The sequence below is a fragment of the Paenibacillus sp. GSMTC-2017 genome, assembly GCF_016019935.1.
GTDB lineage: Bacteria > Bacillota > Bacilli > Paenibacillales > Paenibacillaceae > Pristimantibacillus.
The window spans coordinates 1,392,878-1,412,865 of record NZ_JAECMT010000001.1; the positions used below are offsets into that span (position 1 = coordinate 1,392,878).

General features: G+C 41.8%; 20 protein-coding genes. 3 read left to right on the forward strand and 17 right to left on the reverse strand.

Annotation, left to right across the window (positions count from 1 at the left end):
- Positions 1-29 precede the first annotated feature (29 nt).
- The 15 genes from I6N90_RS06415 to I6N90_RS06485 all read right to left on the reverse strand — a co-directional run bounded on the left by I6N90_RS06415 (position 30) and on the right by I6N90_RS06485 (position 15,836).
- Positions 30-1,112 (reverse strand): Fe(3+) ABC transporter substrate-binding protein, encoded by a 1,083-nt coding sequence (locus I6N90_RS06415; protein ID WP_197934623.1) that lies wholly within the window; start codon positions 1,110-1,112, stop codon positions 30-32.
- A gap of 110 nt (positions 1,113-1,222) precedes the next feature.
- On the reverse strand, positions 1,223-2,641 hold the full coding sequence (locus I6N90_RS06420; protein WP_197934624.1) for a sensor histidine kinase: 1,419 nt from the start codon (positions 2,639-2,641) through the stop codon (positions 1,223-1,225).
- Positions 2,638-3,315 (reverse strand): response regulator transcription factor, encoded by a 678-nt coding sequence (locus I6N90_RS06425; protein WP_269669445.1) that lies wholly within the window; start codon positions 3,313-3,315, stop codon positions 2,638-2,640. The genes I6N90_RS06420 and I6N90_RS06425 overlap by 4 nt, the downstream gene beginning before the upstream one ends.
- Before the next feature lie 166 nt (positions 3,316-3,481).
- A complete protein-coding gene (gene fur / locus I6N90_RS06430) occupies positions 3,482-3,958 on the reverse strand; it encodes a ferric iron uptake transcriptional regulator (RefSeq protein ID WP_197934626.1) in 477 nt (158 codons plus the stop codon).
- A gap of 482 nt (positions 3,959-4,440) precedes the next feature.
- Complete coding sequence (locus I6N90_RS06435; protein WP_197934841.1) at positions 4,441-5,502, reverse strand: sulfate ABC transporter substrate-binding protein; 1,062 nt, start codon at positions 5,500-5,502, stop codon at positions 4,441-4,443.
- Positions 5,503-5,534: 32 nt separating this feature from the next.
- Positions 5,535-6,599, reverse strand: a complete 1,065-nt coding sequence (locus tag I6N90_RS06440) for a sulfate/molybdate ABC transporter ATP-binding protein (protein WP_197934842.1) — start codon at positions 6,597-6,599, stop codon at positions 5,535-5,537.
- A 2-nt stretch (positions 6,600-6,601) separates the two neighbouring features.
- Positions 6,602-7,399, reverse strand: coding sequence for a sulfate ABC transporter permease subunit (locus I6N90_RS06445; protein ID WP_197934843.1), 798 nt, complete (start codon positions 7,397-7,399; stop codon positions 6,602-6,604).
- Positions 7,400-7,401: 2 nt separating this feature from the next.
- Positions 7,402-8,217: a sulfate ABC transporter permease subunit CysT gene (gene cysT, locus I6N90_RS06450; protein WP_197934627.1), complete on the reverse strand. Its 816-nt coding sequence runs from the start codon at positions 8,215-8,217 to the stop codon at positions 7,402-7,404.
- A gap of 225 nt (positions 8,218-8,442) precedes the next feature.
- A complete protein-coding gene (locus I6N90_RS06455) occupies positions 8,443-9,075 on the reverse strand; it encodes a YigZ family protein (protein ID WP_197934844.1) in 633 nt (210 codons plus the stop codon).
- A gap of 26 nt (positions 9,076-9,101) precedes the next feature.
- Complete coding sequence (locus I6N90_RS06460) at positions 9,102-10,451, reverse strand: glucose-6-phosphate isomerase (RefSeq protein WP_197934628.1); 1,350 nt, start codon at positions 10,449-10,451, stop codon at positions 9,102-9,104.
- A 153-nt stretch (positions 10,452-10,604) separates the two neighbouring features.
- Complete coding sequence (locus I6N90_RS06465; RefSeq protein WP_197934629.1) at positions 10,605-11,129, reverse strand: DUF420 domain-containing protein; 525 nt, start codon at positions 11,127-11,129, stop codon at positions 10,605-10,607.
- 169 nt (positions 11,130-11,298) lie between these two features.
- A complete protein-coding gene (gene ppnP, locus I6N90_RS06470) occupies positions 11,299-11,616 on the reverse strand; it encodes a pyrimidine/purine nucleoside phosphorylase (RefSeq protein WP_197934630.1) in 318 nt (105 codons plus the stop codon).
- 48 nt (positions 11,617-11,664) lie between these two features.
- Positions 11,665-13,683, reverse strand: a complete 2,019-nt coding sequence (tkt, locus tag I6N90_RS06475) for a transketolase (RefSeq protein ID WP_197934631.1) — start codon at positions 13,681-13,683, stop codon at positions 11,665-11,667.
- A 76-nt stretch (positions 13,684-13,759) separates the two neighbouring features.
- Positions 13,760-14,662 (reverse strand): formyltetrahydrofolate deformylase, encoded by a 903-nt coding sequence (gene purU, locus I6N90_RS06480; RefSeq protein ID WP_232242563.1) that lies wholly within the window; start codon positions 14,660-14,662, stop codon positions 13,760-13,762.
- 43 nt (positions 14,663-14,705) lie between these two features.
- Positions 14,706-15,836: a deoxyribonuclease IV gene (locus tag I6N90_RS06485; protein WP_197934633.1), complete on the reverse strand. Its 1,131-nt coding sequence runs from the start codon at positions 15,834-15,836 to the stop codon at positions 14,706-14,708.
- A gap of 101 nt (positions 15,837-15,937) precedes the next feature.
- Between I6N90_RS06485 and I6N90_RS06490 the strand changes: the two genes are divergently transcribed.
- From I6N90_RS06490 to I6N90_RS06500, 3 genes are all read left to right on the forward strand, one after another.
- Complete coding sequence (locus I6N90_RS06490) at positions 15,938-16,375, forward strand: DUF2621 family protein (RefSeq protein WP_197934634.1); 438 nt, start codon at positions 15,938-15,940, stop codon at positions 16,373-16,375.
- Between the two features lie 90 nt (positions 16,376-16,465).
- Positions 16,466-16,945, forward strand: coding sequence for a hypothetical protein (locus I6N90_RS06495; protein WP_197934635.1), 480 nt, complete (start codon positions 16,466-16,468; stop codon positions 16,943-16,945).
- 23 nt (positions 16,946-16,968) lie between these two features.
- Complete coding sequence (locus I6N90_RS06500) at positions 16,969-17,871, forward strand: TIGR01777 family oxidoreductase (protein ID WP_197934636.1); 903 nt, start codon at positions 16,969-16,971, stop codon at positions 17,869-17,871.
- 7 nt (positions 17,872-17,878) lie between these two features.
- On the opposite strand, the gene I6N90_RS06505 is transcribed toward I6N90_RS06500, so the two are convergent.
- A complete protein-coding gene (locus I6N90_RS06505) occupies positions 17,879-19,426 on the reverse strand; it encodes a DUF6382 domain-containing protein (protein ID WP_197934637.1) in 1,548 nt (515 codons plus the stop codon).
- A gap of 21 nt (positions 19,427-19,447) precedes the next feature.
- Positions 19,448-19,957: an A24 family peptidase gene (locus I6N90_RS06510; RefSeq protein ID WP_197934638.1), complete on the reverse strand. Its 510-nt coding sequence runs from the start codon at positions 19,955-19,957 to the stop codon at positions 19,448-19,450.
- Positions 19,958-19,988: the final 31 nt, after the last annotated feature.

Below are 19,988 nucleotides of genomic sequence, written 5' to 3' on the forward strand. Positions count from 1 at the left end.
ATCTGAGCAGTTTGGAAAGCTTTTTCATCTTATTTCCAAGCTGCCTTGTTCATAAGTTCAGTCGCTTTTTTGTTAAACTCGCTTAGTTTCGCATAATCAAGCTCTTGCGTCTTAAACTCTCCCCACTCTTTTAGCAATGCAGGCACTTCTGCTTTTTCATTAACTGGGAATTCGAAGCTTGCGTTAGTCAACATTTCTTGACCTTCTTTGCCTGTCATGAACTCAATTAGTTTAATCGCATTGTCTTTGTTTTTAGCATGTGCAGCAAGACCAATACCACTAATGTTCAAATGTGCTCCTGTTGTTTCTTGGTTAGGGAAGAAGATTCCGATGTTTTGTGCAACTTTAACTTCTTCTGCATCTTTGGAGTTAAGCATTTGACCAACATAGTACGTATTCATAATCGCTACATCACCAAGTCCAGCAACTACAGCTTTTGCTTGGTCACGGTCGCCACCATCAGGTGTACGAGCAAAGTTTGCTACCATTCCGTTTGCCCACTGCTGCGTTTGCTCTTCACCATTCAATGCGATCAAGGAAGCTACAAGGGATTGATTGTATAAGTTGCTTGAAGAACGAACAAGTACTTTACCCTTCCATTGCTCTTCAGTCAAAGCTTCGTATGTTGACAATTGCTCTGGTTTTACACGATCTTTCGCGTAAGCAATAACGCGTGCTCTTGTAGCTACGCCAACCCAGTTGTTGTCTTTATCACGAAGTTTAGCAGGAACGTTGCCGTTCACAACTTCTGATTCGATTTTTTGAAGAACGCCATTTGATTTTGCATAATCAAGTACGCCGCCATCTACAGTAATGAATAGATCCGCTTCTGAGCTTGCGCCTTCACGTTTCATACGCTCTACTAGCTCTTCTGCAGTACCTTTAATTTCGTTAACAACGATACCCGTTTGTTTCTCGAACTCGTCAAACATTGAAAAGTCTATATCATAATGTCTCGCCGTGAATACATTCACGACTTGATTCTTTTTCGTTGCTCCTGTGTTTTCAACTGCTTTCTCATTGGCTTTCTCTTTGTCAGTACCACATGCGGATAGAACAAATACTGCCATCATCATAAAAGTTAAAAACCCTGCTACATACTTCTGTCTCATTGTTTGACTCCCTCTCGTTTCCGAACAATTTGTTTGATAATGAATATCATTACCAAACTTATTGTATCCCATAAAAATGAGAAAACGCTGTGAAAACGAAAAAATCTATATTACTTTATCGTTTCCTCATAAATTGGGAGTACTAACAACGCGCTCGTCCCTCCTTCTGGATTGTTCATAAGCCGGACATCCCCTTGCAAGCTGACTGCAAGTTGTTTCGCAATAGATAACCCTAAGCCATAACCTTCACTACTTCCGTTTCTCGATTTATCAGCACGATAGAACCTGTCCCAAACAAAAGGTAAATCCTGCTCAGAAATACCGATACCGTAATCTTTGATTGTTAGTATCGCATCACCATTGCTTCTTGAAGTAAGTATCACTATGTTTTTACTATTCCCTGAATATTTAATTGCATTATCAAGTAAGATCTGAATGATTTGCTCTAGTTGCATATCGCTTATTCTCAAAGTGATCAACTGAAAATATTCAAGCTCAAGCTTGAAATGAAAATCTGGGTGCACAACTGCTCTCTTTTTGACTGCTTCCGAAATGACTTCCATCGGATCAGAACAATACTCTTCTACTCTTACGGAATTTAATTTTTCTGCCCTTGATAAGGTAAGCAAATCTTCAACAAGTTTTTTTAAACGCACTAATTCAGTCATAGAAATTTGCAGTGACTCCTCAAGCACTTTAGGATCATTTTTCCCCCATCTGCGGAGTAATGCCAAATGACCTTCAATAATTGCAATCGGAGTGCGCAATTCGTGAGAAGCATCCTCTACAAATTGTTTCTGCTGATGAAAGGAACGTTCTACTTGATCCATCATCTCATTGAACATTATTTTGAGCGACGAAATATCATCATTCGCAAGTCCTGGCGACATTCGCTCTTTAAGACCATTCTGCTTAACTTTACGAATCGTTTCGTTCATCGATTGCAGTGGTTTCATGAGTCCTCTCGCTAATAATCTGCCGCCTAAACCACTTATGATAATAACAACGATACTACTGATCACCATAATCCGATAAAAGGCCATTATTAAACGTTCAACTTCTGCAATACTTCGAACAACTTCTACCGTTCCTTGAAAATTGAAAATCGTAATGGATCTACGCATCACGATCATTTCATCTTCTATTTGTAAAATATTTTTGCTATTCTCATCCGTTATTTTGCGGCTAACCCACTCATCTGACATATTGTCTGCCGCAACGATAATCGGGTTTCCTTCATCGGATATTATTCTAATCATCCCGTTACGTACATTAATCCGTTCCAATTGCGTTCGTATTAGTGCATAATTTTCTTTTTCGAATGCGACCTCTTTGGCCAGCAATAAATTAAGAAGCTCCTTCATATCCCGTTCGATTTCTTGTTCTTCCTGCTTCATCATCCACTTCTCTACAAATACAAATTGAACGACATTGTTAGCAGCAAACAACAAACATAACAATAATGCCGACCATAGCGTTAACTTCCAGTGGATAGGGATATAAGAAAAAACCGAAAAAATCCGCTTCATTTACGCATCACATACCCGATTCCACGAACGGATTCGATATAACTGACTGCACCAGGCACATCGATTTTATTTCGCAAATAACGAACGTACACGTCTACAACATTCGTATCTACAACCGCCTCATAACCCCACACGATATCAAGCAACGTTTCTCTATGTAGCACACGATTAATGTTTTTCATAAAAGCTTCCAACAACGCAAATTCACGTTTCGTTAGATCTATCGTATCTGACCCGCGTTTTACAATTCGAGAAGCAGAATCAAGTTTCAATACGCCACAGCTAAGTAGAGAATCTTGATCACCATCCACATCCTGCTGTCTTCGGAACACAACTCTAATTCTTGCAAATAATTCTTCTATCGCAAACGGTTTTGAAATATAGTCATCCGCTCCACTGTCGAGTCCAGAAACACGGTCAGTTATACTGTCCTTCGCTGTTATCATCAAGATCGGCACTTGCTTCACCGCTCTAATTTCCTTGCATACTTCCAAACCGCCCATATTAGGCAGCATAAGATCTAACAATATAAGATCCCAATGATCTGCTAATGCTAACTTTAATCCGGTGATGCCTTCCGATGCCACCGTTACAGCAAAACCTTCATGCTGAAGCTCTAATTCAATAAATCTTGCAAGATTAGCTTCATCCTCGATGAGTAAAATACGTTTCAACATTAATCCCTCCTTAACTGCGATACCGGACATTTTTCCATCATTCCCATTCTAGTTACGATCATTCTTATCGTCAAATGCAATATGAAAAAGATCGCATTCACCTAGCCAAGTCGGCTAAATGAATGCGATCTTTCGTTTACTTATATCTAGTTATAGCAAACTTTTATGAAACAGCTTTATTACTTCGTTTACACGTTTCATTTTTACATTCTTTATAAGTACCAGTGAAGTCCAGTCGATGGTCAAGCACTTTAAAGCCATATTCCCTCTCAAGGCGTTCCTCAAGCTCAGTTAACCAATCTTCCTTAATCTCTTCTAGTGCTCCACATTTCTGACAGATCAAATGATGATGCATATGTTCATGGTCTTCACCACGAAGGTCAAAGCGGGCTACCCCATCGCCAAAATTCATCTTAGCAACGATTTGTAGTTCGGATAGTAGCTCCAATGTACGATAAACGGTTGCAAGACCTATCTCTGGAAAATTCTTTTTTACTAGCATATATACATCTTCAGCACTAAGATGATCTTGTTCATTCTCAAGTAGTACTCGGACGATGATTTCACGTTGCGTCGTTAGCTTGTATCCGTTCTCCATCAAGCATCTTTTTACTTTATCGATCTCAGCCGTTACGCTCATGTTTTCACTCCCTTATTAATGATTCATCTATGGTCAAAGATTTTATCTGTTCGTTCACCATCTAATTAGAATTATTCTAAACTAATGGTAGTCGATTTCGTTTGAGATTGCAACCGTCGATTCATCGATTTAATTTGTCAAAAGGAATATCAATCCTTCTTCTCTTACTACGATACAAATTTGATACTCAATCTCGATGCCAACAGATTGTATAGTCTTTTTCGTCTTTGTATCTCCAAAAGTTAATAGTGTTTCTAATTTGTCATAGTTAGATTTTTTATTCTCCTCGTTTTAATTAGACGTTGCTATTTACGTTTTAGTTAATGTAACACATAAGCTCTTCTATCTTTTTCATACTTATTTTTTAATGGGATAATTAAAACACAAAAACCCGTAAGAGTTCACTTTTTTCAAGTGTCCATCTTACGGGTTGTAGTTCAATATTGAGCCTGTATAGCCATTTTCTTTGCACATAGTGCATCTTATATATCAGCTAAAATTTGATACCAAACACCTTTTTTCGAATAGAGAGTCTCACGAACTTTATCCCAACCTCCTAAATAGGTGATATCAAATAATCCTTCTGGTGTTACAAATTGATCCTTTGTTTCTTCTGCCACTACTTCATTCACTGAGCGGAAACCATGCTCCACGAATAATCGTTGTACTTCCTCACTGTGCAAATAAGCAATAAAAGCTTCAGCAACAGCACGTGTACCATGTTTATCAACATTTGCGTCTACAACTGCAGCAGGATTATCTATTTGTATCGTATGTTTTGGAATAACGATATCATAGTTGACACCTTTATTAATTCGAGCTCTCAGCTCGTTTTCATACGTAACGATGACATCTCCTACTCCATATTCGAAAGCAGCCATTGAAGCTCTGCCACTCTTATCAAGCGACTCAACATTTGCGTGTATTGCCTTCAAAAAGTCCTTCGCATACTGCGCCGATGGAGTGCCCGTTTGCTCTTCTGAAATTTTCAGACCTGCGCCATAGATTGCATTAATGTCCCATTGCGCTCCACCTGATGTTTTCGGATTAGGATATAATACTTTAACCCCATCACGAGCTAGGTCAGTCCAATCTTGAATAGCTTTCGGATTGCCCTCACGCGTACCAAGTACAACAATAGAGCTTGTGATCATTCCGCCATCATGTTTTGCTTTCCAGTCATGCGTTATAAATCCTGCCTTGGATATTCGATCAATATCCCCTTCCATAGCAAGAACCGCTACGTCTGCTTCGAAACCTCCGACGATAGCACGAGCTTGTGTCCCTGATGCCTCGTAAGATTCTTGGAAGGTGACTCGTTGTCCGGTTTGCTCAAGCCAAAGCTGTTGAAACTTTGGGAGCAACTCCCCGAAAGCATCCTTCACTACAGAATAGGCTCCGATTACTAGCGTTACATCACCTTCAGGTACAACATTTCCATCATCCGGTACTTCTTTATTACTGCAACCAACCGTTGCCATCAGAAGAAAGATGGAAAGCACGATCGGAAGTATTCGCCTTGCTGTTATTTGAATTTGTATCATCATAACAACACTCTTTCTGCGGGGTCGTCCCCTTAAATATGAATTGGCATTGGATCTACTTTAAGCGGATTTTCCATAATCCAGCTGTCATAATCATTAAACAAGTAAGCACGGTGAACGAGAACATTAACCGCTTCTCCTGGTTTAAGAACTTCCTTCTCAAGCGAACGGTATGTGATCAACTTCGTTGTTCCAATCTCTAATTCAACCATCCATTCACTGCCACGGAAATGCAAATGTTTCACAACTGCTGGCATCGCTGCAGACGCTATTTTTATTTCACCTGGCTTGCCAAGCTCAATATACTCAGGACGGATAAGTGCTTTTGTTCCAGCTTCTTTAAGCGCGCTTTCAAACCCTTTAAGAGATCCAATATTTTCAACAATTGACGATTCTCCGATAAAGCTTGCGACAAAAGGCGATTCAGGATTTTTATAAATATCCCATGGGCTGCCCTTCTGTTCTAACTGACCTTTATTAATAATCATAATTTCATCTGCTACTTCGATAGCTTCCTCTTGGTCATGAGTAACGAAGATAGAAGTGATCCCGACACGTTCAATCATTTCCTTCAGCCACGTACGAAGCTCCGTACGAATCTTCGCATCAATCGCAGCAAACGGCTCATCTAGGAGAAGCAATTGTGGTTCTGGTGCCAGCGCTCGTGCGAAAGCAACACGCTGCCTTTGACCCCCAGAAAGTTGATGAGGATAGCGATGTTCAAAGCCTTTAAGCCCAGTAAGCTCCACAAGGTACGTGACTCGCTCCTTAATTTGTTCCTTAGATTGTTTTTTCACCTTAAGGCCAAAAGCGATATTATCGTAAACCGTCATATGTTTGAACAACGCATAGTTTTGAAAAACGAAGCCAATTCCACGTTCTTGTGGTGGAAGATCGTTAACACGTTTCCCATGGAACACGATGTCCCCCGATGTCGGTGTCTCAAGACCGGCGAGCATACGAAGTATCGATGTTTTCCCTCCGCCACTTGGTCCTAGTAGACCAATCAGCTTTCCTTTTTCAATATCAAAGCTTACATTTCTAACCGCGTGAAAGTCGCCGAAGCTTTTGTCCAAGTTGCGCACTTCAATATGCATCGTTAATGCACTTCCTTTCGTTTTTTGGACCATTCCATAAGAAGTAGCAGCGCCACGGAGGTAGCTGCAAGCACTAGTGCAATTCCGTTAGCAGCAACGACATTGAAATTTTCTACATCCTGATAAACTAATGTTGTAGCTGTCTGCGTTTTGTTCATTATATTTCCGGAAACGACGAGCACTGCGCCGAATTCGCCAAGTGAACGTGCCACCGTAAGTACGACTCCATAAATAACTCCCCAGCGGATAGATGGCCATGTCACTCGCCAAAAGGTATACCACGAATAGGCGCCTAAAGTTGAGGCCGCTTCCTCTTGCTGTGCCCCGATTTCTTGCAGTACAGGCATCACTTCACGTACCATAATAGGGAATGTCACAAACAACGTCGCCAAAATCATTCCTGGCAATGCGTAAACGATATTAATTCCCGCATCCGCAAACATTGCACCCATCACTGTATTGGGTCCGAGAATAAGTACAATCATTAATCCGCCTATAACAGGTGACACTGCAAATGGTAAATCCACAATACTGTTGAGCAATCGTTTCAGCTTTACGCCGAGCCACTCAGCACGAACAAGATACAGCGCAAGCATAACGCCAAACAACGTATTAATTACCGTTACAACAATGACAATTATTCCAGTCATCATTAAGGCATGAAGTGATTGCGGTCGTAGAATGGCATCTACAAAACCTTCAATTCCATCCGCCCAGGCACCAGTGAAAATCTTAATGAGTGGTATTACGAGAAGAACTCCGAATACGATATACGTCAATGTTATCCAAAGATTCTTTATCGTCATCGTCCAGACCTCCTTGCTTGAAGAAGGTTGACTACCCAGAGTATGAGAAAGGATAACGTAAGTAGCATGACAGACACTGCTGCCGCTCCTTGAGGATTATTGCTTTCAATTTCACCAAAAATATATACAGATGCTACGAGTGTCTTCCCAGGAATATTGCCTGCTACGAGCACGACTGCTCCGAACTCCGCAAGTCCTCTGGAGAACGCTAACATCGCTCCGCTTAGAATGCCGGGAAGCATCGCAGGGAAAATAATTGAAATAAACGTCCTCGCTTTGGAGGCACCTAGTGTATAGGCCGCTTCTTCTTCGGATTTGTCCAGTTCCTCTAAGAGCGGCTGGATAGCCCGAATAACAAACGGAAATGTAACAAACAACATCGCTACTACAATCGCAGGTTCATGGAACACAATGTCTATGCCAATCGATTGTGAAAGTGAGCCTACTAAACTATTCGGGCCTAGAAGGAGAAGAATAAGCAATCCGCACACGGCAGTAGGAAGTGCGAATGGCAAGTCTACTAGACTATTCAGTAGACTTCTGCCTGGAAACCGATAACGAATAAGTACCCATCCGATCATCGTACCAAGCAGCATATTAAGTATGGTCGCGATAGCTGCAAGTTTAATCGTTAACAATACGGCCTTCCATGCAAGTGGATCAGTGACACTCTCCCAAAATGGCGTCCACCCAAGCGAAAAAGATTGGGTATATATGCCGCCTATGGGTAAAACGATAAGGAAAATAAAATAAATGATAATTGCAGATCTAAACCCAAAGCTCCAGCCTTTTCCCCTAAATAAAGCATTCACTGTGACTTTACCTCCAAACCATCGACTCGTGCCGTAGGTATTGCCTTACGTATAAATATATAATTCCTATGAACTTACTAGGTATTATAAATGTAGCATTCACCCCTAAAGGAAGTCAATGGTTAAATAACAATTATTTAAGAGATTTATTTAATTAACTTATATAGAAGGTTCCGTATTAAAAACAGAAAAAGAGCCGAGCATATTCGCTCGGCTCTTTCCTATTTATTCGCCATCGATAAAGTAAAGATCTTCCCCCATCGTAATAATTGCCTGACCTTGCGTCAAATCCGTCATCCAAGCGACGAAAGGTTCTGCCTCAGTCGTCTCTGGCAAGCAGCGGACAATTACTCTATCAGTGAAGTCTGTACCGCCTATACGCGTACCGCGACCATGAAGCTCATTCTCAAGCTTCCCGTACCACGTGTAGTCAACGTCAACATATACCTCACGGTGAAGCACCTTTACAATCTCTTCAGCTGCTTCGATTCCAGCTACTGCACCATCTGTATAAGCACGTACAAGTCCGCCTGCACCAAGCATTATGCCTCCGAAGTAACGGGTAACGACAACTACGACGTTTTTAAGGCCTTTATTTTTGATAACTTCTAATATAGGCTTGCCAGCCGTCCCGCTTGGCTCACCATCATCAGAAGCCTTCTGCCACTGATCACGTTCACCAATGAGATAAGCGGAGCAGTTATGAGTGGCTGATCGGTGCAGCCGCTTAATCTCATCGATAAACGCGACTGCTTCCTCCTCTGATTCAACTGGCTTCGCATATCCTATGAAGCGAGATTTTTTTATAACAATCTCATTACTCGCTTCCATCCTGACAGTGGAATATCTGTTCAACATCATTCAAACACTCCTAGTCTCCCCTATTACAGGCGAGCTTCTAGCTCTGCTTTTTCCTTCTCGAAACCTGGTTTGCCAAGCAATGCGAACATATTACTCTTGTAAGCCTCTACCCCTGGTTGGTCGAACGGGTTAACACCTAACAAGTAACCACTAATTCCGCAAGCTTTCTCGAAGAAATAAACAAGATAACCAAACGTATAAGGTGTCAAATCAGCAATGTTCACAATTAGGTTTGGTACTTGACCATCTGTATGCGCAAGAAGCGTACCTTCAAAAGCTTTTTTGTTTACAAAGTCCATCGTTTTACCAGTTAAGAAGTTAAGACCATCTAGATCAGCTGGATCTTCCTGAATTGTAATATGTTCCGCTACTTCTCTTACTTGAATAACCGTTTCAAAAATATTACGGTTACCCTCTTGAATAAATTGACCCATAGAATGCAAATCTGTTGAGAAATCAACTGCTGCCGGATAAATACCTTTGAAGTCTTTTCCTTCACTTTCACCGAATAGCTGCTTCCACCATTCCGAAATAAAGTGTAGGGATGGCTCGTAGTTTGCAAGTATTTCTGTTGCTTTGCCTTTACGATATAAAGCATTACGCACTGCTGCGTATTGATAAGCTTCATTTTCCGCTAAGTTAGGATTGCTATATTCTTGAGATGCATCAGCCGCACCTCTCATAATGGCATCAACATCGATGCCAGCAACTGCTATTGGTAGCAAGCCAACTGCCGTTAGTACAGAGTAACGTCCACCAACGTCATCAGGAATGATAAAGGATTCGTAACCTTCTTCCGAAGAAAGTTTCTTAAGAGCACCCTTCTCCTTATCCGTTGTTGCATAGATACGTTTGCGAGCTTCTTCCTTGCCATATTTCTTCTCAAGCTCAGCGCGGAAAATACGGAATGCAATAGCAGGCTCAGTCGTTGTACCTGATTTTGAAATCACGTTAATTGACCAGTCTCTACCCTCAAGCAACTGCAATAGATGCGTAACATAAGTCGAACTGATGTTGTTCCCTGCAAATAGAACTTGAGGAGTCTTGCGTTGTTCCTTAGATTGTATGTTATAGAAGGAATGTGACAACATTTCAATGGCAGCGCGAGCGCCTAAATATGAACCGCCGATGCCGATAACGATTAACACTTCAGAATCAGCTTGGATTTTCTCTGCTGATTTCTTAATACGTGCGAACTCTTCTTGATCGTAGTTCGTAGGCAAATCAATCCAGCCTAAGTAGTCAGAGCCAGCGCCAGTGCCATTATGTAATTGCTCATGGGCAAGACGTACTTGATGTGTTAAATAATCAACTTCATGCTGACCAACAAACGAAAGAGCTTTGCTATAGTCAAATTGTATTGTTTTACTCATAATATCAATTACCTCCCAAAATGTTCGTACATGCCGTTCCCAATTAATGAGAACGGCCTTCAACTTTTAATTAAGGATATCGGATTACAGGTCCAAATACAAGCAACGTACAGGTGAAAACTAGATGAAGAAATCCTTCAACTTCGGACTATGTTACGTATAGTAAGGCGAAATCATTAAGTAAACGATTACACCGGTCAAGCTTACATAAAGCCATATTGGCATCGTCCAGCGAGCTATTTTTCTATGCTTGTCAATTTGATTAGAAAGACCTTTGGCAACTGAAAGAAGAGCAAGCGGAACGACAACAATTGCAAGAACAATATGTGTGAGCAAGATGAAGAAATAAATACTTCTCACAATACCTTCTCCGCCGAAAGGCGTCGATTCTGTTAAATAGTGATACGTCACATAAGAAGCAAGGAACAGCGTAGTCGTTGTGAACGCAAGGCCGATAAATGTACGATGCATCTTCACGTTCTTTTTCATAATAGCAAACAATGCAATAAGTAGTGAAAGGAACGTGAAGCTATTAAAAATCGCATTCAACATCGGCAATATTTTTACATCAAAGCCAATCTCCCCGTCATATGCCGGCAGGAAAAACAAAATGGCAATGAGCGCCACGATGACGACCGTCAGCACCGCCACCAGCGGCGTGTAGTTTTTTTCTTTCATTCGTTACAAACCTCCAATTTTCAACTCAGTTGTATGTCTTAACTTTAGCCGATTTGTAGGAAAGGATTCAATGCGAAAGCAGCTTGTAATGTCACAAATTAACGAATCTTTGGACTTCAATGAAAGAAACCCATCCAAATCGCGGATGGGTTTCTTCATGATCACAAACTTATTCGTAAATGTATGAGCAACAATAGTCCGTAACTTCAGCAACTTGAAGCTTAAACTTCGTGTTTGCTGGAACGTTGAACTCACCAGCGCCTTGAATATGAATCCATTCGGATTCGCCAGGAAGAAGAACTTTCAAATCTCCTGCCAAAATTTCCATAATTTCAAGACAATCCGTTCCGAACTCATATTCGCCCGGCATCATAATACCAAGCGTTTTTTTTGTACCGTCTGCGAACAACACAGCGCGGCTTGTTACTTTGCCGTCAAAGTAAACATTAGCTTTTTTGACGACTGTTACATTTTCAAATTGGGACATGATGATGTGTGCTCCTTTATATATGGAATCAATGCCCAGAAGCCATTACTACAGCAAAGCTTTTACTTTGCTAACGACATTCTCGACCGTAAAACCGTATTCCTTAATAACACGATCACCAGGTGCTGACGCGCCAAAGCGGTCAATAGCAAGGATATCTCCTTGATCACCAGTATAACGCTCCCAACCAAATGGATGTGCCATCTCGATAGCAAGACGAGCCTTCACTTCTGGAAGGATGACAGAATTTCTATATTCTTTCGACTGCTTCTCAAACAGATCCCAGCTTGGCATGCTGATGACACGAACATGAATATTTTGTTCCGCCAATTCCTTCTGAGCTGCAACAGCAAGTTGAACTTCTGAACCTGTCGCAATAATTTGAGCTTGAGGTTTTCCATTCGCCGCATCGGATACAACGTATGCACCTTTACGGATATTTTCACGCGAGCCAGTAACTGTGCCTTCAAGGATCGGCAAGTTTTGACGCGTAAGCACTAACGCAACTGGGTTCGCTTTGTTCTCTACTGCATAAGCCCAAGCTGCAGACGTTTCATTACCATCCGCAGGGCGGATAACTGTTAGACCAGGAATAATACGTATCGAAGCAAGTTGTTCGATCGGCTCATGCGTCGGGCCATCTTCTCCAACTGCGATACTGTCATGTGTAAGTACATAGACAACAGGTTGGTTCATAAGCGCTGCAAGACGAATAGCTGGACGCAAGTAATCAGTAAAGACGAAGAACGTTCCACCGAATACTTTCATACCTGTATGCAAGCTGATGCCGTTCATTGCTGCAGCCATACCAAACTCACGTACGCCGAAATAGATGTTGCGGCCATCGTAGCTGCCTGGTTTAAACTGCGCAATACCTTTAAGGTTCGTCATTGTCGAGCTTTCAAGATCTGCTGAACCACCTGCAAGACTTGGAACGTTCTTTGCAAGACCGTTTAATGCATTACCCGAAGCAACGCGAGTTGAAACAGGCTTGTCCTCTGTCGTATAAACGGGAAGATCCGCATCCCAGCCTTCTGGAAGGTCTCCAGAAATAGCAAGTTCGAACTGTGCTGCAAGCTCTGGATGTGCTTCTTTGTAAGATGCAAATAGTGCATTCCACTCAGCATTAGCACCTTCACCTTGGCTCTTCACATCTGCGAAATGAGCTCTTACCTCATCCGGCACATGGAACTGGTGGTCTTCTGACCATCCGTAATATTGCTTCGTAAGTTTAGTTTCGTCTGGACCAAGTGGGGAACCATGTGTTCCTTGGTGTCCGCCTTTGCCGCCCTTATTTGGACTTCCGTAGCCGATAACTGTTTTAACTTCAATCAAAGTAGGCTTGGATTGGTCCTTTTGTGCTTCTGCTACCGCAGCGGACAATGCGCCTAGATCATTTCCGTTATCTACGCGAAGTACTTGCCAACCGTATCCTTCGAAACGCTTTTGAACCGTTTCGGAATAAGACAAGTTAAGCTCGCCGTCAAGAGAAATATCATTTGAATCGTATAGTACAACTAGCTTGCCTAGTTGCAAGTGACCTGCAAGTGAAGCTGCCTCATGAGAGATACCTTCCATTAGATCGCCGTCGCCACAAATCGAATATGTGAAATGATTAATGACATTAAAGTTTTCTTTGTTATATACAGCGCCAAGATGCGCTTCTGCCATTGCCATACCAACTGCCATCGCTAAGCCTTGACCAAGAGGACCAGTCGTCGCATCTACTCCTGCTGTATGTCCAAATTCTGGATGCCCTGGAGTAAGTGAACCCCATTGACGGAAGTTTTGAAGCTCCTCCATAGGCAAATCATAACCAGATAGGTGAAGTAAGCTATATAGCAACATCGATCCATGCCCTGCAGACAATACGAAACGGTCACGGTTCACCCACTCCGGGTTGGACGGATTATGTTTCATTGTTTTAGCGAATAATTGATATCCCATTGGTGCAGCGCCCATCGGCATCCCAGGATGTCCAGACTTCGCTTTCTCAATCGCATCAATAGCAAGTGTACGAATTGTATCTATGGAAAGTTGATCAATCGATTTTTGAATAACAGTCATATTATTTTCCTCCTATTGTCTCGGGTGTTGCATAACTTTAAGGCACTAAAGCTTTAAACCATTATACCATTTACGATTAATTGAAAACAACTGTCTTGTTCTGATGAACAAGAACACGATCTTCGATATGCCATTTAACAGCTCTTGCAAGAACAACACGCTCAATTGTACGACCAATTCGTTTCAAATCATCCACATTGTCTCTATGGCTTACACGTTGAACATCCTGCTCGATAATTGGACCACCATCAAGCTCTTCAGTAACATAATGCGCCGTAGCTCCAATAATTTTCACTCCGCGTTTATACGCTTGCGCATATGGCTTGCCCCCAACGAATGCTGGCAAGAAGGAATGATGGATATTGATTATTCTATTCGGGAAATGCTCAATGAACTTCGGCGAAATAATTTGCATATAGCGAGCAAGTACAATAATGTCAGCTTTGTCTGCCACAATCTCCATTTGCTTACGCTCCGCCTCTGCTTTAGTCTCTGCAGTTATCGGAATATGATGATAAGGAATGCCAAATGATTCAACCAATTCTCTCATGTCTGGATGATTGCTTATTACCATGGAGATATCAGCATCTAGATCGCCTGCTCGCCATTGCCATAATAGCTCCAGCAAACAATGATCTTCCTTGGATACAAACACAGCAAGACGCTTCTTACGACTAGCACGGAATGTGTGCCACTTCATTTCGAAACGATCAGCTACGCGTGCGAAATCTTCAACCAATATTGGCAATTCTTTTTCAAGATCTGTCAAATCAAATTCAAAGCGGATAAAGAACATGCCACCTTCTGGATCCATCGTGTATTGATCCGATTGCACGATATTCGCTCCATGCTCGTATAAGAAATGCGATACGGCAGCTACGATACCCGGACGGTCCGGGCAAGAAATTAGCATGCGTGCACGCCCGCTGTTGTCTCTCGATGCGTTCGGCTTCGGCATGTTATGTGATTGGGATGACATAACCTTCAATCTTCCTTTTCTATATTATATTTGTTGTTCATTATTAAGCTCTAGCAAGCAAACCTTTACCTGCGAACCATGCCGTCAATCTCTGGTTAACTTGCTCTTCAGATAGTTCTGAAGATAGCGCATCACCAGCGATGATTAGGTCATATAGACGTTCCATTGGTTCACGTGGATCAGCTTTTTTCGCTTTTGCATCATTTTTGAGCAAAGACCATGTATCTAACACGAAACCTCTTGAATCAACTTCTTGTTTTCCGAAGAAATGGTGCAGACGCTCCACATCAGCTAGGAATTCATCGCCAAAACGCGACTTAACTTCACCGCGCAGAAGTGCAATTTCAACTTCATACATTGGACGTTCTGACTTATCTTCTTTCCCAATCCATGGTGTTTCCAATATAAATGGACGACCTTTAAGCCTCTCGTTGTTAACGATAGCTGAAAGTGCATCGTGACCTAGCCAGCCCGCTCCAATTGGTGCATGACGGTCCTTACCGGCACCTCTGCCATTTTTGCTATCATTGACGTGAACAACAGCTACACGATCCAATCCAACTATACGATCAAATTGATCAAGAACACCTTCTAAATCGTCGACCAAATCGTAACCAGCATCATGCATATGGCAAGTATCCATACAAACAGTAAGTCGTTCATTGTAAGTAACCTTGTCGATAATCGCAGCGATCTCTTCAAAACTCCGACCGATTTCAGTTCCTTTGCCAGCCATCGTTTCTAGTGCAATGTTTACATTTGTGCCACTTGTTCCAGCTAATACTTCATTTAATCCTTCAGCAATTCGAGCAATTCCGTATTCTGCGTCCTTATCCGTATATGCACCTGGATGCAATACGATATTACGGACACCAATAGCATCTGTTCTACGAATTTCCTCTTGCAGAAAATTCACACCAAGCTCAAAAGTATCGTCCTTGTAAGAACCTAAATTTACGATGTATGGCGCATGTACAACGATTTCGTTAATACCGGCCTTCTCCATAAGTGCCTTGCCTTCTTCAATATATAACGTTTCTATCGGTTTGCGCCGTGTGTTTTGCGGAGCTCCGGTGTAAATCATGAAAGTACTTGAGCCATAAGAAATAGCCTCTTTGGCTGCTGTTTGCAACCCCTTGTCCGAAAATGATACATGGGAACCTATTTTCAACATTATTAAAACGCCCCTTTCGGTTGATCACACCTTATTTTACAAGGAATGTCGAAATAAATCTAGGAATACGCTATAATTCATAATTGAGGTGACAGTTAATTATGAGTGCAGCGCCGAGTTGGTTCATGTATTTTATTGCTTTTTGGGCCGTTGTCATGGTAATAGCCATGTCCATCGGTGGATTTTTTATGTTCCGAAAGTTTTTAAAGGTATTGCCGATGAGAGATGGGAAGTCTAAATTAGATTGGCAAAACTACTGGGTTGAACGTAGCCGCAGTATGTGGACCGAACCTTCCAAAGAGTTTCTTGATGTGCTTGTATCTCCGGTTCCAACCGCATTCCGGGATATCGCCAAACATTCGATTGCAGCTAAAATCGGACAAGTTGCTATTGAATATGGTGCTACAAGCGTGACTCGAGATCATTGTATAGAAGGTTACATAAGAGCTACTCCTAAACGTGATTATCGCAGCCTAGTTACTTTTTTAGACAACAAAGGCATCGATTATTCTGCGTTTAAACATTTGCTAAATAAATAGACTTAAGTAGTCCTAGAGCTTCATAAGTCTTCCGAAATATGCAACCTCCCCGCCCGACATTTCGTTTTAATATATAGGAGGTGGTTCATCATGAACTTATCACGCAAAAAAAGAACAAAAGCCGCAACCGCAGGTGCAGTACTTCTAGCAATCATGTTAACGATGTCAGCATGTGGATCAACAACGAAGGAAACAGGCGCTAACAATGGTCAGAGCAACATCCCAACTGTCGCTCCAACGGACAACTTACCGAATGAGAATGGCATTATGGAGCCGGGCACCCCATCAACTGATGGTCAAGATGACAACAAAGCAACTAACGGTGGAGATGCTTCTGAAAGCGCAAAAATTAGTGCAGAAGGTATCTATTCGGGACAGATTGATTCCACTTCAATTGAAATAACAACAGGCGACGGCGCAGGAGCGTATAGAATTACTGAAGAGCTTACAGCTGTTATTGAAGCATTACCTTTTGACAGCAAAGTGAAATTTGAATATATCGAGAAATCTGTTGAGGATGATACAAGCATTAAGCAGCTATGGTTAACGAAAATTGAAGAAGTGAAATAACGCTCAATAAGGGGATATATACCATGCGCGTTGCGATTGCCGGAGGGACTGGATTTATTGGAAAAGCGTTAACGAATGCACTACTAAAACGTGGAGATCAAGTTTGGATTATTACGAGGAGCCGGTCTGTAAAAGCAATCCACATTCATCGAATGCTGCGTTTTGTAACTTGGAGTGAGCTTGAAGTAGATTCTTCTCAACTTGAAGGGTGCGACGCAATCGTTAACTTGGCAGGAGAATCGATCAATCAAAGATGGACAACATCTGCAAAAGATCGCATACTCCATTCCAGACAATGGGCTGCAGCAAAAGTTGCTACTCTAATGGAGTCACTTTCTCAAAAACCATCAGTTGTTATTAATGCCTCCGGCATATCAGCATACGGTATTTCTCAAGATGAAGTGTTCGATGAGGACAGCAAAACGAATGTTACAGATTACCTGTCTGAAGTTGTACAGCTATGGGAAGAAGCCGCTGATCGCATCTCTGTTGATCGTCTTGTGAAATTACGAATAGGCTTAGTGCTTGATCGTAAAGGCGGTGCTTTTCCCTTAATGATATTACCTTATCGATTATTCGGAGGCGGGAAAATCGGAACTGGCAAGCAAGGACTTTCATGGATTCATATCGAGGATATGATTGGACTTATCTTGTATTGCCTGGACAATGACAAAATGCGGGGGGCCGTAAACGCATCAGCCCCCGAACCAGTATCTAACAATACATTTGGCCAAGCAATCGGGCACGCTTTGGGCAGACCTCATTGGTTTCCAGTACCTGCCTTGCTTATGCGTACTTTTTTTGGAGAGATGTCTACGTTATTACTTGATGGTCAACGTGCATTGCCTAAGAAAGCTCTGGATAACGGATATGTTTTCCGCTATCCAACCGTCAAAGGTGCGTTAAGTCAGTTGATAGGAAAATAGCAAACGATTACCCTCTCTGCAATTCATAGACTGGTCCCTTATTCCCTGCAAGATGAATCGTATCTCCAGTCGCAAGCTTGTATGATTTATAAGGGACCATTAGGTTACCATTTAACAGGCTACCGTTTCTAGATCCCAAATCTTTAACGTGATGTTCCCCGTCAATTCGCTCAATCTCTAAATGTACACGAGAAACACCATCCGCACTTTCCGCATAACCTACTCCTTCAGTAGCTCTACCAATTTTAAAACTTTCAGATGCTAATTCAATTTCTTCCTCTTGACCCCTCCATACTCGTCTCAACCTTGCTGAGTGACCTTCAGTCGACTCCAGTAACATCGTATTTTCATCTTCCTTTAGTGCATTACCCAAAACAGTTGTTGGAAGTATACTGCCTCCTAGAATTTGTGATGCAGAACGCTCTGAAGGTACGGCATAACTCCCAAAAGAATTCGTAGTATTTGGTATCTGCTCTTGAACCATATCCCATTGCTTCTTCATTCGAAGCTTTTCGGAATTTGACTCTAATGCCTCTCCATACTCCACTCTGCTCTGCTTCTCCTGTAGTACTACTGCATTGCGTTTTCTTATATAAAGTACACTGGCTAACAATAATAATGTTATTCCGGCACTCATCAAAAGATTTTGATTAGACGGAGATTCTACATAAACAAATCTCCACAAACAAGCAGCTAATACGAGAAATATTGCAACTATTATTTTATTTTTTCTACGGTTTTTCATTATATTTTCAAAAGTAGTATCTTCATGGGGAAGGATATCATCCCCTTCTTCTAAGGACATGTTAGCCCTATCAATAGCTCGCTGACTCTGCCCCATATCCGGCTTACTTTCTATTCGCCGCGGATGTGTCGCGGAATCTGGCTCCCCATCAGTATCCACCTTCATTTGTAGAGAAGATGGCATCTGGCTCGAAACATTTTGACGGGTTTCTGCTTGTTCTGAAGATATTGGTTCAGCCTTTGAAGAAATCAAATCTAGTAGCGTATCACGTAGTTCTGTAAGTGGCAACCGATTATTATTGAGTAGTTGAAGAACTCGTTTTAAGCCTGCCCCGTCGATGGGTTCCACAAATGATGTCCACCGAACGACAAGTGAAAGCAAATCTTCCTTCTTATGAATATAATCTTCCTCACTACTTTTTAGTGGCACATATGCAAGCCGAATGTCACCAAGTCGCTCACCCGTAAATATAAATTGATCGTTTAATATGCAACCCTCAGGTCTCAGCATATATTGTTTGCATTCCAACAATGCATCGGTTACCGCGAGAATTAAACTATAATACTGCGACATTGTGATCGGCTGCTGCTGTAGACGATGAACAACCATTTTCGATCCCGTTAACGTATATCGAAACGTTATTTTCCCATTCATCTCTAACCAATCAATTGGAAGAAGATAGGGTACTTTTACTGATCGCAACATATTAAGCTCTACTTCATCCAACTGGCTTCTATTAATGCCACCTTCAAGGTCAATCATCATTTCATGATCTCTATTCATCGCAAAATCTATTCGAAATTGATGCAACTCAAACTCCTCCCTCTCTATTTAATAGTTCAATATGAATAAGGTGACAGCCGCTGGAGCAACTGCTAGCATAAAAGGAAAGCTTTTACCTGCTTTAGTCCATGCAAGCCATTCCCCTTTTGTCCAAGAGGCAGACGGTGAAACAATGGCAACGACGGCAATTGCAATATTTTTTGCGAATGTCCTTCGTATTGCAAGCAGTAGCACTCCAATTGCTCCAGCATACAGAATTGAATACATCATAAGCTCTGCAACTCCCAATACTCCGATCCAAGCCCCAATTGCTCCAAATAACTTAACATCACCTGCACCGATACCCTTCATCATATATAGAAGTAAGAGAGGGAAAAATCCTGCAGCGGCGCCCCACAATGTCCATAACCACCCATTAGCACCACTAAATACACTGTGATAACTCACACCTAAAACGAATGCACCTACTGATAACCAGTTTGGTATAAGTTGTTTTCGAATGTCTGTAACAAAAGCAATCATAATCAATAATATTGCAGCTATTGTGACGACGTTCAACTAATTCCCTCCAATCCTAATTGCTAGTTCA

Bases quoted from the DNA above. Each gene is read 5' to 3' on its own strand.
- I6N90_RS06415 (WP_197934623.1), bottom strand. From the start codon at position 1,112: ATGAGACAGAAGTATGTAGCAGGGTTTTTAACTTTTATGATGATGGCA.
- I6N90_RS06420 (WP_197934624.1), bottom strand. From the start codon at position 2,641: ATGAAGCGGATTTTTTCGGTTTTTTCTTATATCCCTATCCACTGGAAG.
- fur (WP_197934626.1), bottom strand. From the start codon at position 3,958: ATGAGCGTAACGGCTGAGATCGATAAAGTAAAAAGATGCTTGATGGAG.
- I6N90_RS06435 (WP_197934841.1), bottom strand. From the start codon at position 5,502: ATGATACAAATTCAAATAACAGCAAGGCGAATACTTCCGATCGTGCTT.
- I6N90_RS06440 (WP_197934842.1), bottom strand. From the start codon at position 6,599: ATGCATATTGAAGTGCGCAACTTGGACAAAAGCTTCGGCGACTTTCAC.
- I6N90_RS06455 (WP_197934844.1), bottom strand. From the start codon at position 9,075: ATGTTGAACAGATATTCCACTGTCAGGATGGAAGCGAGTAATGAGATT.
- I6N90_RS06460 (WP_197934628.1), bottom strand. From the start codon at position 10,451: ATGAGTAAAACAATACAATTTGACTATAGCAAAGCTCTTTCGTTTGTT.
- I6N90_RS06465 (WP_197934629.1), bottom strand. From the start codon at position 11,129: ATGAAAGAAAAAAACTACACGCCGCTGGTGGCGGTGCTGACGGTCGTC.
- ppnP (WP_197934630.1), bottom strand. From the start codon at position 11,616: ATGTCCCAATTTGAAAATGTAACAGTCGTCAAAAAAGCTAATGTTTAC.
- tkt (WP_197934631.1), bottom strand. From the start codon at position 13,683: ATGACTGTTATTCAAAAATCGATTGATCAACTTTCCATAGATACAATT.
- purU (WP_232242563.1), bottom strand. From the start codon at position 14,662: ATGTCATCCCAATCACATAACATGCCGAAGCCGAACGCATCGAGAGAC.
- I6N90_RS06485 (WP_197934633.1), bottom strand. From the start codon at position 15,836: ATGTTGAAAATAGGTTCCCATGTATCATTTTCGGACAAGGGGTTGCAA.
- I6N90_RS06490 (WP_197934634.1), top strand. From the start codon at position 15,938: ATGAGTGCAGCGCCGAGTTGGTTCATGTATTTTATTGCTTTTTGGGCC.
- I6N90_RS06495 (WP_197934635.1), top strand. From the start codon at position 16,466: ATGAACTTATCACGCAAAAAAAGAACAAAAGCCGCAACCGCAGGTGCA.
- I6N90_RS06500 (WP_197934636.1), top strand. From the start codon at position 16,969: ATGCGCGTTGCGATTGCCGGAGGGACTGGATTTATTGGAAAAGCGTTA.